Annotated in this window: 13 protein-coding genes; 6 read left to right on the top strand and 7 right to left on the bottom strand. The window is 63.8% G+C overall.

Going from position 1 to position 13416, the window contains the following annotated elements:
• Window positions 1–47 precede the first annotated feature (47 nt).
• From GGI60_RS22565 to GGI60_RS22545, 5 genes are all read left to right on the top strand, one after another.
• Entirely contained in the window at window positions 48–419 is a 372-nt protein-coding gene (locus GGI60_RS22565) for a VOC family protein (protein ID WP_183918661.1), read from the top strand.
• Between the two features lie 3 nt (window positions 420–422).
• A complete protein-coding gene (locus GGI60_RS22560) occupies window positions 423–929 on the top strand; it encodes an EVE domain-containing protein (protein ID WP_183918660.1) in 507 nt (168 codons plus the stop codon).
• A 65-nt stretch (window positions 930–994) separates the two neighbouring features.
• Window positions 995–1417 carry a DUF2946 family protein gene (locus tag GGI60_RS22555; protein ID WP_183918659.1) on the top strand — a complete coding sequence of 141 codons (423 nt, stop codon included), beginning with the start codon at window positions 995–997 and terminating at the stop codon, window positions 1415–1417.
• 90 nt (window positions 1418–1507) lie between these two features.
• Window positions 1508–2881 carry a PepSY-associated TM helix domain-containing protein gene (locus GGI60_RS22550; RefSeq protein WP_183918658.1) on the top strand — a complete coding sequence of 458 codons (1374 nt, stop codon included), beginning with the start codon at window positions 1508–1510 and terminating at the stop codon, window positions 2879–2881.
• Between the two features lie 13 nt (window positions 2882–2894).
• Window positions 2895–3353, top strand: a complete 459-nt coding sequence (locus tag GGI60_RS22545; RefSeq protein WP_183918657.1) for a copper uptake system-associated protein — start codon at window positions 2895–2897, stop codon at window positions 3351–3353.
• 4 nt (window positions 3354–3357) lie between these two features.
• On the opposite strand, the gene GGI60_RS22540 is transcribed toward GGI60_RS22545, so the two are convergent.
• From GGI60_RS22540 to GGI60_RS22530, 3 genes are read right to left on the bottom strand one after another with little or no spacing between them, the layout of a single operon-like run.
• Window positions 3358–4239, bottom strand: a complete 882-nt coding sequence (locus tag GGI60_RS22540; RefSeq protein ID WP_183918656.1) for a patatin-like phospholipase family protein — start codon at window positions 4237–4239, stop codon at window positions 3358–3360.
• 13 nt (window positions 4240–4252) lie between these two features.
• Window positions 4253–4813: a 16S rRNA (guanine(966)-N(2))-methyltransferase RsmD gene (rsmD, locus tag GGI60_RS22535; RefSeq protein ID WP_183918655.1), complete on the bottom strand. Its 561-nt coding sequence runs from the start codon at window positions 4811–4813 to the stop codon at window positions 4253–4255.
• Entirely contained in the window at window positions 4794–6785 is a 1992-nt protein-coding gene (locus GGI60_RS22530) for a pseudouridine synthase (protein ID WP_183918654.1), read from the bottom strand. Before GGI60_RS22530 ends, rsmD begins: the two co-directional genes overlap by 20 nt.
• Before the next feature lie 90 nt (window positions 6786–6875).
• On the opposite strand from GGI60_RS22530, the gene GGI60_RS22525 reads away from it, so the two are divergent.
• Entirely contained in the window at window positions 6876–7313 is a 438-nt protein-coding gene (locus GGI60_RS22525) for a nucleoside deaminase (RefSeq protein ID WP_183918820.1), read from the top strand.
• Between the two features lie 38 nt (window positions 7314–7351).
• Here GGI60_RS22525 and GGI60_RS22520 read toward each other — a convergent pair whose 3' ends face one another.
• The 4 genes from GGI60_RS22520 to GGI60_RS22505 all read right to left on the bottom strand — a co-directional run bounded on the left by GGI60_RS22520 (window position 7352) and on the right by GGI60_RS22505 (window position 13147).
• Window positions 7352–7981, bottom strand: a complete 630-nt coding sequence (locus GGI60_RS22520) for a hypothetical protein (protein WP_183918653.1) — start codon at window positions 7979–7981, stop codon at window positions 7352–7354.
• A 131-nt stretch (window positions 7982–8112) separates the two neighbouring features.
• A complete protein-coding gene (ileS, locus tag GGI60_RS22515) occupies window positions 8113–11019 on the bottom strand; it encodes an isoleucine--tRNA ligase (RefSeq protein ID WP_183918652.1) in 2907 nt (968 codons plus the stop codon).
• Window positions 11020–11300: 281 nt separating this feature from the next.
• A complete protein-coding gene (locus tag GGI60_RS22510; protein ID WP_183918819.1) occupies window positions 11301–12284 on the bottom strand; it encodes a bifunctional riboflavin kinase/FAD synthetase in 984 nt (327 codons plus the stop codon).
• A gap of 14 nt (window positions 12285–12298) precedes the next feature.
• Entirely contained in the window at window positions 12299–13147 is an 849-nt protein-coding gene (locus tag GGI60_RS22505; RefSeq protein WP_183918651.1) for a TIGR01459 family HAD-type hydrolase, read from the bottom strand.
• Between the last annotated feature and the right edge of the window lie 269 nt (window positions 13148–13416).

Raw genomic sequence — 13416 nt, 5'->3', positions numbered from 1 at the left:
AGTAGGTATCTGTAGAAGCCCTCCTGTCCCACAAACAGGAGCCTACCATGATCGACAGCAACAGCATTCTCCTCTTCGTAACCGACGCGCCAAAAAGCGCCAGCTTCTACAAGCAACTGCTCGGACTGGATCCCGTCGAGTCCGGCCCAACCTTCGCCATGTTCGTCCTGCCTTCGGGCTTGGCGCTTGGTCTCTGGGGCAAAGCGGGTGTTAAGCCGGCGCCGACGGCGGCAGGCGGCGGCTGTGATCTCGGCTTCAAGGTGGCGACCGCGGACATGGTCGATACGCTGCATGCCGAATGGCAAGGCAAGGGAACGACCATCCTTTTTCCGCCGAGCGACCTCGATTTCGGCCGCAGCTTTGTCGCCGCGGATCCCGATGGGCATCGCCTGCGCGTCTATAACGTGACTGAGAACTGAGTCATGTCCCGGAGCTGGATCGCCGTTGCCTCAGCAAATCACGTCCGCACCGGGCGCGAAGCAGGGTTCATGCAGGTCTGTCACGGAAAGGCGGCTCCGCTTCGGCGGAGCGCGCCCGGCGATCGCGTAATCTACTACTCGCCGACCGAAACATTCGGCGGCACGGATCGCCTGCAAGCATTTACGGCAATTGGCATCGTCAAGGCAGCCGATGCATATCAGGTAGAAGTCAGCGCCGACTTTCACCCCTGGAGGCGGGATGTCGCGTGGTGGCCGGCGGTGGAAACACCTATCCGGCCACTGCTCGACCGACTGTCCTTCACAAGTGGCCGGCCAGGCTGGGGTTATCAACTCCGCTTTGGTCTGTTCGAAATCGGCAATAACGATGCCGACCTGATAGCCGAAGCGATGATCGAAGCAATGTCGGAGGCGTTTCAGCTGCTCGACCTGCATCGAGCCTCAGGAGAGCCACGGCTTCCTCGACCACGCATCGAGCATTTGCGAAATTGACGCATTGAATCTGACGAGAGCGGCGTTTATTCAAACGCGCGATCGGTGCGATCAGAGAGGGAAATTTGATCAGGCGGGCGAAACAGATCGAGCAATGGGCACTGCGCATCCTGTGCGCCGTCGCGCTTGTTTTCGTCGGGATCGCCCACCAGGCCCCCGCTGCTGCCGCCGCCGCGTTCGATCCGGCCGAGCTCGCCCAATACGTCCTTCCGGACGGGACCCTGCCGACGCTTTGTGTGACCGTTGCGGATGAGTCAGGCACCGACAAATCCGGCACCGGCGAGCACGACAAGGCGCATTCGCATGGCTGCGAAGCCTGCCGGATCGGCGCCGCCACACTGCTGCCGGCGCCGACGGATGTGGCCGGCGCGCCGATCGGCTTTGCAGTTGCGGTTGAATTGCCGATCCGGGCCGGGGCCTTCCATCGCCAGCTCTTTGCGCCCAATACCGGCCCTCGCGCGCCCCCTTCCGATCCTATCCCTGCCTGAACTCCCGTGTTGCGGCAGGCGCCGCAACACGCCTTTCAACGCCGGCCGAGCTGCGCTCCCGCAGTCGCCCGTGGATTCGGATCCATTCTCATGTCGACTATTACTGCCGCCGAACCGGAGCAGCACGCCGCCAGTGGCGTTTCGCTCTACCGCGCCATCTGGCGCTGGCATTTCTTTGCCGGGCTTCTCGTCATTCCCTTCATGCTCAATCTGGCCGTGACCGGGTCGCTTTATCTCTTCAAGGACGAGATCAACAGCACCGTCTTCGCCCACCGCTACATTGTCCAGCCGGCCGGCCAGGCGCTGCCGGCGGAGAGGGTTGCTGCGATCGCCGCCGCCGCCGTGCCGGGCTCGACGGCGACCGCCTACAAGGACCCGGCCGGACCCGAACGATCGGCCATTGTCACCCTCTCCGGAGATGCCGGCGCAATGCTGGTCTTCGTCAATCCCTATGATGGCAAGGTGCTCGATGTGGTCGGGTCGACGGACGAGTTCAATTATGTCGTCAAGCGTATCCACAGCCTCGCCTATTTTGGCAAGGCGGCGAACCGGCTGATCGAGATCGCCGGCGGCTTTGCCATGGTGCTGGTCGCGACCGGCATTTATCTCTGGTGGCCGCGCCGCCAGACGGGTGGCGTCGTCAGCGTGCGGGGAACGCCGGGGCGCCGGGTTTTCTGGCGTGATCTGCATGCGGTGACAGGGGCTTTTGCCGGCCTGCTGATCTTCTTCCTGGCGATCACAGGCATGCCGTGGTCGGGCTATTGGGGCACGAATGCCAATGCCTGGCTGACCGAACACGGCCTCGGCTATCCCGTCCAGCTCTGGGACGACGTGCCGAAGTCGCAGAAAGTCACCGAGGACATCCTGCCGAAGAGCGGCTGGATCGTCGAGAAAGCGCCGGTTCCGCTTTCCGATATCGCCGCAGCGCAATCGGCCAGGCCGATCGGGCTCGACAGGGCCGTGGAGATCGCCAGGCGGCTGGGCATGGCGCCGGGTTTCGACATGGCGATCCCCTCCGACGAGACCGGCGTCTATACCGCCTCGCTTTATCCCGACGATCTCGCAGACGAACGCACCATCCATATCGACCAGTATTCCGGCAAACCGCTGATCGATATCGGCTTCGGCCAGTATCCGCTCCTCGGCAAGGCGATCGAATGGGGCATCAATGTCCACCAGGGACAGGAATGGGGGCGTTTCAACCAGTTGCTGATGCTCGCAACCTGCCTGGCCATTGTGCTCAGCTGCGTGACAGCAGTCGTCATGTGGTGGAAACGGCGCCCGGCGGGCCGGCTCGGCGTGCCACCCATGCCGCCAAGGCGCTCGGTCTACCACGGCCTATGGGTGATTACCGCTATCTTCGCCGTCGCTTTCCCGATGAGCGGGCTTGCCATTGTCGTCATGATCGCCTTCGACCAGATCGTCGTGCGCTTCGTGCCCGTATTGAAACGCGTTCTCGCCTGAAGGAGACCAAGAGATGAAGTCGATCATTGCTCTTCTTGCCTGCATGCTCTTCGCATCCATGGCGTCCGCGGACGACGATCCGCAGCAGGTGATCCCGGCAAGGCTGAAGCTGATGTTCGAAACGGCGGACAAGCCCCTGGAGCTCACGCCGGTCGTCGCCGTTCAGGCCGATTGGGCGATCGTCGGCTGGCGGCAGGACGGACGCGGCGGACGCGCCCTGTTGAAGAGGACGCATCACGGCTGGAGCATCTATCTCTGCAGCGGCGATAGCCTGAAGGATGCCGGTACGCTGCAAAAGATCGGGCTCCCGGCGAATGACGCGGCCGCGCTGGCTGCGAAACTGCGCGATGCCGAGGCAAACATCGATCCCCCCGCGCTTGCACTGCTCTCAAGCTTCGAGGGCACGGTGATGATGATGATGAACGAAGCATCGGATGACGCGGGCGGAGGCCATGAAGGCCACGCCCAGTAATGCTTCAGCGCTTCAGCCGCGCTTCGATTTCCCGGTCAAGGGCGAATTTCAGCTCGTCCTTGACGCCGACCGACATGGCCAGCACGTCGCGGGCCTTCAAAAAATCCATGACGCCGGTGCGGCCGACCGTCGGGCGCAGGAAGATGTGCGGCTGGCAGAGTTTCAGCTTCAGCGAGATCGCCGTCTGCATCATCAACTGGCCGGAGCCGAAGATGCTCTCCATGCGGTTCGGAATATGGGTGCCGTCGCCTTCCGGCGCGCCGACGACATCGATGCCGACGACGATATCGGCAAGATCCATCAGGGGTTCATAGGGCACCGGATTGCTGATGCCGCCGTCGATCATCACCCGGCCGCGCAGGCGCACCGGCATGAAGACGGCGGGGATAGCGGATGAGGCGGCGAGCGCCGGAAACAGCTCGCCGTCTTCGATGATGACCTCGTTCTGCCCGTAATAATCCGTGGTGATGACCTTCATCGGCACCAACAGATCCTCAAAGCGGGCCGGCAGTTCGGACGGCAGGAAGGCCTTGAGGATCCGCTCCAGATTGAACTGGCCGATGCGGATGCCCTTGGCCACCGCATCGCGCACCGTCGCCGGCCTCAGGCCCCAGATGCGGGCGACGACCGCCGTCTTGTTGCCGACGGTCGTCAGCGCATGTTCGCGGATTTCGGCCCCCGACATGCCGGCGGCCATACCCGCCCCCATGATCGCCCCCATCGACGAGCCCGATATCGCCACCGGGCGGATGCCGAGTTCGTCGAGCGTCTCGATGATATGGATGTGGGCAAGTCCGCGCGCACCGCCGCCGCCGAAAGCGACCGCGACCGTCGGAAGGTCGCTGATCGCGGGCAGTTTCGGGCTGATGAATTCTGCCTGCTGCACGCCCCGCCCCCGCTTATTGCGGCTGATACCGGAAGAAATGCACCCTGGTATCGCCGAAGATGCGGTCTTCGAGGAAAACATAGGAAGGATGCACGGAAACGACAACGTCGGCGCGCTCTTCGAGCACCGCAATCGCGCCCGGTCTCAGCCAGCCGCCTTCGGCCGCCGCCGCCATCGCCTTTTCACCGAGCCCCTTGCCATAGGGCGGATCGGCAAACAGCACGTCGAAGGCTTCGAGATTGCCGACGCTGCCGAGATCGGTCGCATCGCGGCGCAGGATGCGCGTGCGGCCGTGCAGGCCGAGTGCGTCGATGTTTTCCCAGAGCAGCGCCCTGCCCTCGACGCTGTTTTCGACGAAGAGCGCATGGCGACAGCCGCGCGACACGGCTTCGAGGCCGACGGCGCCGGTTCCGGCAAAAAGATCGAGGATCCGGGTGCCGTCGACGCATTCCGGATAGGCATGGCTCAATATATTGAACAGGCTCTCGCGCGTCCGGTCGGCAGTCGGCCGGATATCGTTGGATTTTGGCACGGCAAGAGGCCGTCCGCGAAACTCACCGCCGACGATCCGCACCGCGCGTCATTCCCTTTCCTTTTGCACCACCTCTGGAGGGGCCGCCAGCAGGCCTGTCACCACCCGGCCTGTCGCCGGCTGGCTTGGCGCCCTTCGGCTTGCCCGAAAAACTCTTCGCCCCGCCCGGCTTGGCGCCAAAGCTCTTGCCGCGCGGCTTGTCACCCGAAGGCTTATCGCCCAACGATCTCTCGCCGCGCGGACGCTCGGAGCGGCCCTCACCAGCAAAACTTCTGGCTGCCCGCGGACGCCCATCTCCGTCCTCGCGCGGCCTGCGGTCGCCACGAGGCTTGTCGCCGAATGGACGGTCGCCACGCGAAGGCCGGTCACCGAAAGGCCGATCGCCGCGCGGACGCTCCGAACGGGCCTCACCGGTGGAAGCTCTGGCGGCACGAGGACGTTCGTCGCCATCCGCACGCGGTTTGCGATCACCGCGCGGCTTGTCGCCGAAGGGCCGGTCGCCACGCGAGGGACGATCGCCGAAAGGCCGGTCGCCGCGCGGACGCTCCGGACGGCCTTCACCGGCAGAGCTTCTGGCACGCGGGCGTTCGTCAGCCCCTTCGCGGGGGCGGCGTTCGCCGCGCGCCGGGCGGTCCCCGAAAGAGCGCTTGCGGCCGGAGCCCTCGCCCTCATCCTTACGGTGAGGCTGCTCGCTCGAGCGGATCCATTCGCCGTCCTCTTCGCGCACGCGATTGATCTGGGTGCGCGGACGATCCTCGATGCGATCGAAACCAGTACCCTTTGCCGGCCGCTCTTCGCCGCGCCGGCGCGCGGTCTGCGCGTTCTTGGCAGCCTTGGCCGCTGCCTTTTCGCCGAGCGGCCGGGCGCCGGGCGCCATCCAGACATTGGCGCTGCGGCGCTGGCCGAGCGGCTGGGAGCGCTTCGGCTTCTCGTCATCCCGGCGGCCGCCGTCGCGGCGGTCGTCATCTCTGCGCCCCGCGCCGCGGCGGTCGTCCCGCTTGGTGTCGAGGCGGCTCAGCGCCCGCTCGCGCTTGTCCTCGTCCCGGCGCGGCCGCTCACGCTTCTCCGGTAACGCGGCCTCAGCCACTTCCTCGGCGGCAACAGCCGGCGCATTGTAGATCGGCGCGTCGAAATTCGCCTTGGCTTCCTCGATGAGGCGCGGGCCGAGCTGGTCTCGCAGCGTACGGCCGCGCACTTCGATGACATGGCCTTCCGGCAGATCGCCAAGCTGGAACGGGCCGTAGGAAATGCGGATCAGGCGGTTGACGTCGAGACCGAGGGCGCCGAGCACGTTCTTGATTTCGCGGTTCTTGCCCTCGCGAAGGCCCATGGTGATCCAGACATTCGAGCCTTGTGTGCGGTCGAGCGTCGCCTCGATCGAACCATAGAGCACACCTTCGACGGCGATGCCGTCCTTCAACTTGTCGAGCGCCTCCTGATCGATCTCGCCATGGGCGCGCACGCGGTAACGCCTCAGCCAGCCGGTCGCCGGCAGTTCGAGCGCCCGGGCAAGACCGCCATCGTTGGTCAGCAGCAGCAGGCCTTCGGTGTTGATGTCGAGGCGCCCGATCGACATGACGCGCGGCAGTTCTTCCGGCAGGTTGTCGAAGACGGTGGGGCGCCCTTCCGGATCGGCATTGGTGGTCACGAGACCGGCCGGCTTGTGATAGAGCCACAGCCTGGTGCGCTCGATGCCGCGGATCGGCACGCCGTCGACCTCGATCCGGTCGGCAAGCGTGACGTTGACGACCGGGGTGTCGAGAACCTTGCCGTTCAGCGTCACGCGGCCCTCCATGATCATGCGTTCGATGTCGCGGCGGGAGGCGACGCCGGCGCGCGCCATCACCTTGGAAATGCGTTCGGCCTTGGCCTCGCCGTCCGTTTCGGCGGCGGCCGGGCGCGCGGCCGCAGCCTTTGCCGGCTTCGCGCCGCCCGCTTTCGGGCCGGCCTTGGCCCCGGCGTCGCGTGAAAAGGGCTTTGCGCCCGGGCGTTTTGGCTTGTCTTTGGGTGTCATTTGTTGTTTGCCTGCCTTTTGGGCCTGTCTATCAGGTCACGCATCTGCGGTTAAGTGGAAATTCTTGCGATCGTGAAGACAAATCGTTTCATGGAGATGGCGCTCGAAGAGGCGCGAGCCGCCGGCGAGCGCGGCGAAGTGCCGATCGGCGCGGTGGTCGTCATCGACGATATTGCGGTTTCACGCTCGGGAAACCGCACGCGCGAGCTCAATGACGTCACCGCCCATGCCGAAATCGCCGTGATCCGGCTCGCCTGCGAAGCGCTCGGACAGGAGCGCCTTGCCGGCGCCGATCTCTATGTGACGCTGGAGCCTTGCACCATGTGCGCGGCAGCCATCTCGTTTGCACGTATCCGCAGGCTCTATTACGGCGCCGAGGACCCGAAGGGCGGCGCCGTCGACAATGGCGTCCGATTCTACGCGCAGCCGACCTGCCACCACGTCCCGGAGGTCTATTCCGGCTTCAACGAGGTGCAGTCGGCGGAGATTTTACGGAGGTTCTTTTCGCAAAAGAGGGAGGCGCCGTAATCCGCGGCACGCGTCATCTTCGGCCTTCGAGCTTGCCGCTATTGCAGGAAGTTCCACCACTGCTTGCCGCTGTTGGCGATTGCCGCATCCTTCTTGCGCTTCTTCTGCTTCTTGAGCTCGGGCTCGCCGAGGTCATCGAGCTTGGCCGGGTCGTCGACGGTGCGGTAACCGGGCGGCGGATCGGAAATATAGCGGCGCTGATCGAGATAGGAGCCCTTCTGCAGCGCGCGAGCCTCGCGATAGGCCTGGGTCTGGGCTTCCGTCGTGCGCCGGCCGCCTTCGATGGCGGAGCTGGCGAGCGGCGAGCGGTAGTTCGGATTGTCGGAGTTCGCGTCGGCCTCCGAAACGAGGCGGGCGCGGGTTTCCTCCGGCGATTCAAGCCATTGGGGATTGTCCTTGTTGGCAACCGTCTGCTGCGGTTGAACGAGGGTCTCCCGCTGCGCCTCAGCCGGCAGCACCAGCGTCGGGCGCGGCGTGTACTTGACGCCCTTGTTCTTCGGATCAGGGCCGGTCAGCGACACCGACTGGCCGAGGTCGTCAGTCAGCTGCTCCATGGCGGTCTTGTCGGTGCCGTAGGTCGGGCTGCTGGCGCAACTGGAGACCAGGGAGCATCCCGCCACCACAAAAGACAGGCAGGCGCCCATACGGAACCAATGCGTTGCGAACATGAAAACCCTTCCAGCCACCGGTGCAATCGTTGCCCAACCGGACAACCGTCCCCCTGACGCAAAAATCCGGCCATTTTCAGGCAGCTTTTACCGGATGAACGCCATAAAGGCAATTCACCCGGCAAATATCTTCAGGCGCGGATGCCGAGTTCGCGCAATGCCGCAGCGTCGCGCGCCGAGACGTCGGGATAATCAGGATCGGAGCCGACATCGGTGGTGATGCGCCAGGAACGCGCGCATTTGACACCTTCAGCGAGCTTCGGCACGACGGCGACGTCAGCCACTTCGGCCAGGCGGAAGGCTTCCGCCGGACCGACGTCTGCCTTGATTGTGATGCCCGAAGTGATGCAGACCTCACTGAAGTCCTGACCCGCGAGCGCCTTGCGAAGCTCGGCATCGGCGATATGGACGACGGGAGCTGCTTCCAGCGAGGAGCCGATGCGCTTGTCCTTGCGCTCGATTTCCAGCGCGCCGGTTACAACCGAACGCACGGCGCGGATCTTCTTCCACTTCTCGGCCAGGGCATCGTTGCGCCATTCCTTGGCAACGGTGGCGAACTGCTCCAGATGCACGGAAACGGCGGACGGATTGCGCGACAGCCAGGCCTCCTCGGTGGTGAAGGGCAACATCGGGGCAAGCCAGGTCACCATGCAATCGAAGATCTGGCGGATGACGTGCAGGCTGGCGCGCCGGCGCAGGCTCGAGGGCGCGTCACAATAGAGCGCATCCTTGCGGACGTCGAAGTAGAAGGCCGAGAGTTCGACATTGGCAAAATCGATGAGCGCGCGGGCGATCTTCTTGAAGTCGAAAGCGTCGTAGTTTTCGCGCACGAGCTGATCGAGCTCGGCAAGCCGATGCAGCATCAGCTGCTCCAGCTCCGGCAGATCGGCAAGCGCGATCTCCTCGCCCTTGTCGTGCGCCAGCGTGCCGAGCATCCAGCGGATGGTGTTGCGCAGCTTGCGATAGGCATCGACATTGGTCTGGATGATCGTCTTGCCGACGCGCAGGTCGTCGGCATAGTCCGAGGTCATCACCCAAAGGCGCAGGATATCGGCGCCGGCGTCCTTCATCACTTCCTGCGGCGAGGTGACGTTGCCCTTCGACTTCGACATCTTCTCGCCCTTCTCATCCATGGTGAAGCCATGGGTGAGGACGGCGTCGTAAGGCGCGCGGCCGCGGGTGGCAGCCGATTCCAGGAGCGAGGAATGGAACCAACCGCGATGCTGGTCGGAGCCCTCGAGATAGAGATCGGCCGGCCACTTCAGGTCCGGGCGGTCTTCCAGCGTGAAGGTGTGCGTCGACCCCGAATCGAACCAGACGTCGAGGATATCCATGACCTGCGACCACTTGGCCGGGTCATGCTCATTGCCGAGGAAGCGCTCCTTGGCGCCTTCTGCAAACCAGGCGTCGGCGCCTTCGGCGTCGAAGGCATCGAGGATGCGGGCGTTGACGGCCTCGTCCTGCAGCACGGCACCGTGCTCATCGACGAAGACGCAGATCGGCACGCCCCATGCTCGTTGCCGAGAAAGCACCCAGTCCGGACGCTGTTCGATCATGGCGCGCAGGCGGTTCTGGCCTGCAGCCGGGACGAAGCGGGTATCGTCGATCGCGCTGAGCGCACGGGTGCGCAGCGTCGTTCCATCCGGCAGCGTCTTGTCCATATAGACGAACCACTGCGGCGTGTTGCGGAAGATGACCGGCTTCTTCGAGCGCCAGGAATGCGGATACTGATGCTTCATGCGGCCGCGGGCAAAGAGCGCGCTGCGTTCGATCAGCGCCTTAATGACGCGATCGTTGGCATCGCCCTTCTTGCCGTTATCGTCGATGACGCGTGCGCCTTCGAGGCCGGGGGCATCCGATGTGTAGAAGCCGCCGTCGTCGACCGGGAACGGGATCTTGGTCTCGATGCCGCGCGCTTCGATTTCGCGGGCATGCGCCATCCAGACGTCGAAGTCTTCGCGGCCGTGGCTGGGCGCCGTATGCACGAAGCCCGTACCGGCATCGTCGGTGACATGGTCGCCCTCGAGCAGCGGCACGGGAAATTCATAGCCGCCGCCGAGACCTTTGAGCGGATGCGCGCAGGTGATCCCGGCAAGATCGGCAGCCGTAACATCGGCAAGACGCTTGTACTGCAGTTTCGCCTTGGCAAAGGATTCCTCGGCCAGCTTGTCAGCGAAGATCAGCTTCTCGCCTGGGCGCGGGCCAAAATCATTCTCGGCAGCCGTGACTTCGTAAAGACCATAGGCAACACGCGAGGAATAGGCGACCGCCCGATTGCCGGGGATCGTCCAGGGCGTGGTCGTCCAGATGACGACGAAGGAATCCTTGACGCCGTCGGAACCCTTCTCGACCGGGAATTTCACCCAGATCGTGTCGCTCTCGTAGTCGTGGTATTCGACTTCGGCTTCGGCAAGCGCGGTGCGTTCGACCACCGACCACATGATCGGCTTGGAGCCGCGATAGAGCTGGCCGCTTGCGGCGATCTTCAACAGCTCGCCGGCGATGCGGCTCTCAGCGTGAAAATTCATCGTCAGATAAGGGTTGTCGAAATCGCCGACGATGCCGAGGCGCTGGAATTCGTCGCCCTGGACCTTGATCCATTTTTCGGCATAGGCGCGGCACTCGCGGCGGAACTCGATCATCGCCGCCGGCTCCTTGAGATCCGGCTTGGCCTTGCCCTTGGCGCGGTAGTTCTCCTCCTCGATCTTCCATTCGATCGGCAGGCCGTGGCAATCCCAGCCGGGCACGTAGTTGGCGTCATAACCGCGCATCTGGAACGAACGGTTGATGACGTCCTTGAGGATCTTGTTCAGCGCGTGGCCGATATGAATGTTGCCGTTGGCATAGGGCGGGCCGTCATGCAGGACGAATTTCTCGCGGCCGGCGGCAGAGGCGCGCAATTTCTTGTAGAGATCCATCTCCTGCCAGCGCTTGACAAGCTCCGGCTCCTTCTGCGGCAGGCCGGCGCGCATCGGGAAATCGGTTTCGGGCAGATAGAGGGTCTTCGAGTAATCGATCTTTTCGGCTGTGTCGGTCATATCGGGACAATCGTTTCTGGCGGCCCAGAAAGGGGCGCAACGGGTATGAAAAAGCTGGTGACGGAAGCGCTTGTATCCAAGCGCCGAAAACCCGGACCTCCCGGCCGCTTAGCGCGCGCGGAAGGCCGGGCCGATAATTCGTATCGTGATCGCCAGCCGAAATTTTCTCATCGGGCCGGTTCATAGGCGTTTTTCGGCGGAAAAGGAAGAGAAGAATTCTGCGATGCGATCCCCGGTCGCCGGAGTTTTTGCGCTCAAAGGACCTTGCGCTGACCACGGCCTCAGGAAAAGCAGAGCTTCCGGTCGAGTTCGCCGAGCGGCTTGACACCCGCCAGCAGCGCCCGCGCCTCCTCCTCGTCCCGCCTGATCTGGGCGACGAGCGGATCGAGGCCGTCGAATTTCAGCTCCGGTCTAATATAGCCGAAGAAGGAGACGGCGCAGAGCTGACCGTAGAGATCGCCGCTGAAATCGAAGATATAGGTTTCGAGCAGCGGCGCACCGTTTTCCGTCACCGTCGGGCGGCGGCCGTAGCTTGCGACCGCGTCGTGAAGCGTTCCGTCCTGGCGGCGGAAGCGGACGGCGTAGATGCCGGCGGCAAGCTCGGCCTCCGGCGGCAGGCGCATGTTGGCGGTGGGAAAGCCAAGCTGGCGGCCGAGTTTTTCGCCGTCGATAACCTCCGCTTCGATGGTATAACGGTAACCGAGCATGCCGGCGACTTCGCTGACCTCGCCGTCCTTCAGCAGCGTGCGGATATGGCTCGACGAGACGACGTCGGCGTTTTCGTCGCGGAAGGCATCGATCAGGGTGACGCCGAAGCCGTAGGTCTGGCCGGCATTCATCAGGAAGGCGGGGCCGCCTTCGCGGTTGCGGCCGAAGTGGAAATCGAAGCCGGTGACGACTTCGGAGGCGCCGAGCCAGTCCTTCAGGATCGAATGGATGAAATCATTGGCCGAGCGCTGCGAGAATTCATAGTCGAAGGGATATTCGATGACGGCGTTGAACCCCAGCGTTTCCAGGATGCGGGCCTTGAGCGGTGCGGGTGTGAGGCGGAACACCGGCGCCTGCGGCCGGAAAACCGTGCGCGGATGTGGCTCGAAGGTCAGCACTAAGGCGGGAATGCCGCGCGCCCTTGCGATCTCAAGCGCGCGGTCCAGCACCGATTGATGGCCGCGATGCACTCCGTCGAAATTGCCGATGGCGATCACCCCGCCCTTGAGATGGGCGGGCAAGGGATCCCGGGTTTCATTGCGGTGGAAGACGGTCATCGGCTGGCTTCTCTTCATGCAAGGCGCGGCATCCACCACTTCGGCGCGGCGTTTTCTCGTTCGAGGTAGGCTTTGAGGATTGCCTCGTCGGCTTCGCCGTTCAAGGTGTATTCCTTGGCGTGGATCCCGCCGCTGATGTAGAGAAGGTCGAGGCCAAAATTCAAGGCGCCGCGGACATCGGTCGGCATGCCGTCGCCGATTGCCAGCACGCGCTCGGCGGAGAAATCGCCGCGAAGCTCGCGGGCTGCGGCCAGCGTCGCCTCGTAAATTGGCCGGTGCGGTTTGCCGGCGATGCGGGTTTTGCCGCCCAGCTGTTCGTAATAGGCGGCCATGGCGCCGGCGCAGGGAATGATGCGGTGGCCGCGCTCGACGACGAGGTCGGGATTGGCACAGATCATCGGCACTTCGCGCGCCTGAAAATCCAGAAGCATGTCGGTGTAATCCTCGGGCTTCTCGGTCTCATCGTCGAAAAAGCCGGTGCAGACGAGCGATTGCGCTTCGCCGGCCGGCACCCGCTCGACGCCGATGCCTTCGAGAAGCGCCTTGTCGCGCTCGGGGCCGAGAAGAAAGACCGTCTTCGGACCCTCGGAAATCAACCCGCGCGTGACGTCGCCGGAGGTGACGATCCTGTCATAGGCGCTGTCGAGCACGCCGATCTGGCGCAGCTGCTCGACGACCTGCCAGGAAAGCCGCGGCGAGTTGGTGATAAGGACGACGGCGAGGCCGCTCTCGCGGGCGGCCTGAAGGGCCGCGGCAGCCTTGGGGAACGGATCGACGCCGTTGTGAACGACGCCCCAGACATCACAGAGCACTACATCATAGCGATCGGTGATCTCAGAGAAGGTTTCTATCCGCTTGGCCATTCCAATTTCCCGAGTTGCTGCAGTCACCGGTGACATTGCAAAGGCGCAGGACGATGGCAAGGCATTTTCTTCGCCATCAGCCACCGCAAAGCCCTGTCGCGACAATCCGGCGCGTGATCGGCAAGGCTCGGCCCGACAGAGGGCTCGGCGGAAATCTCCGGCATTTCTCCGGTCTCTTCACAATTCCGGCACAAAAATTCGTGATTGCTCTCATTGACTCCTTTCGGAGCCATCCCTAAATGCACGTCGCTAGCACTCACCGCAAGGGA

Source organism: Rhizobium lentis (assembly GCF_014200175.1).
GTDB lineage: Bacteria > Pseudomonadota > Alphaproteobacteria > Rhizobiales > Rhizobiaceae > Rhizobium > Rhizobium mulingense.
Note: the sequence above shows the minus strand (reverse complement) of the source record. Positions and strands in the feature narration are given on the sequence as shown.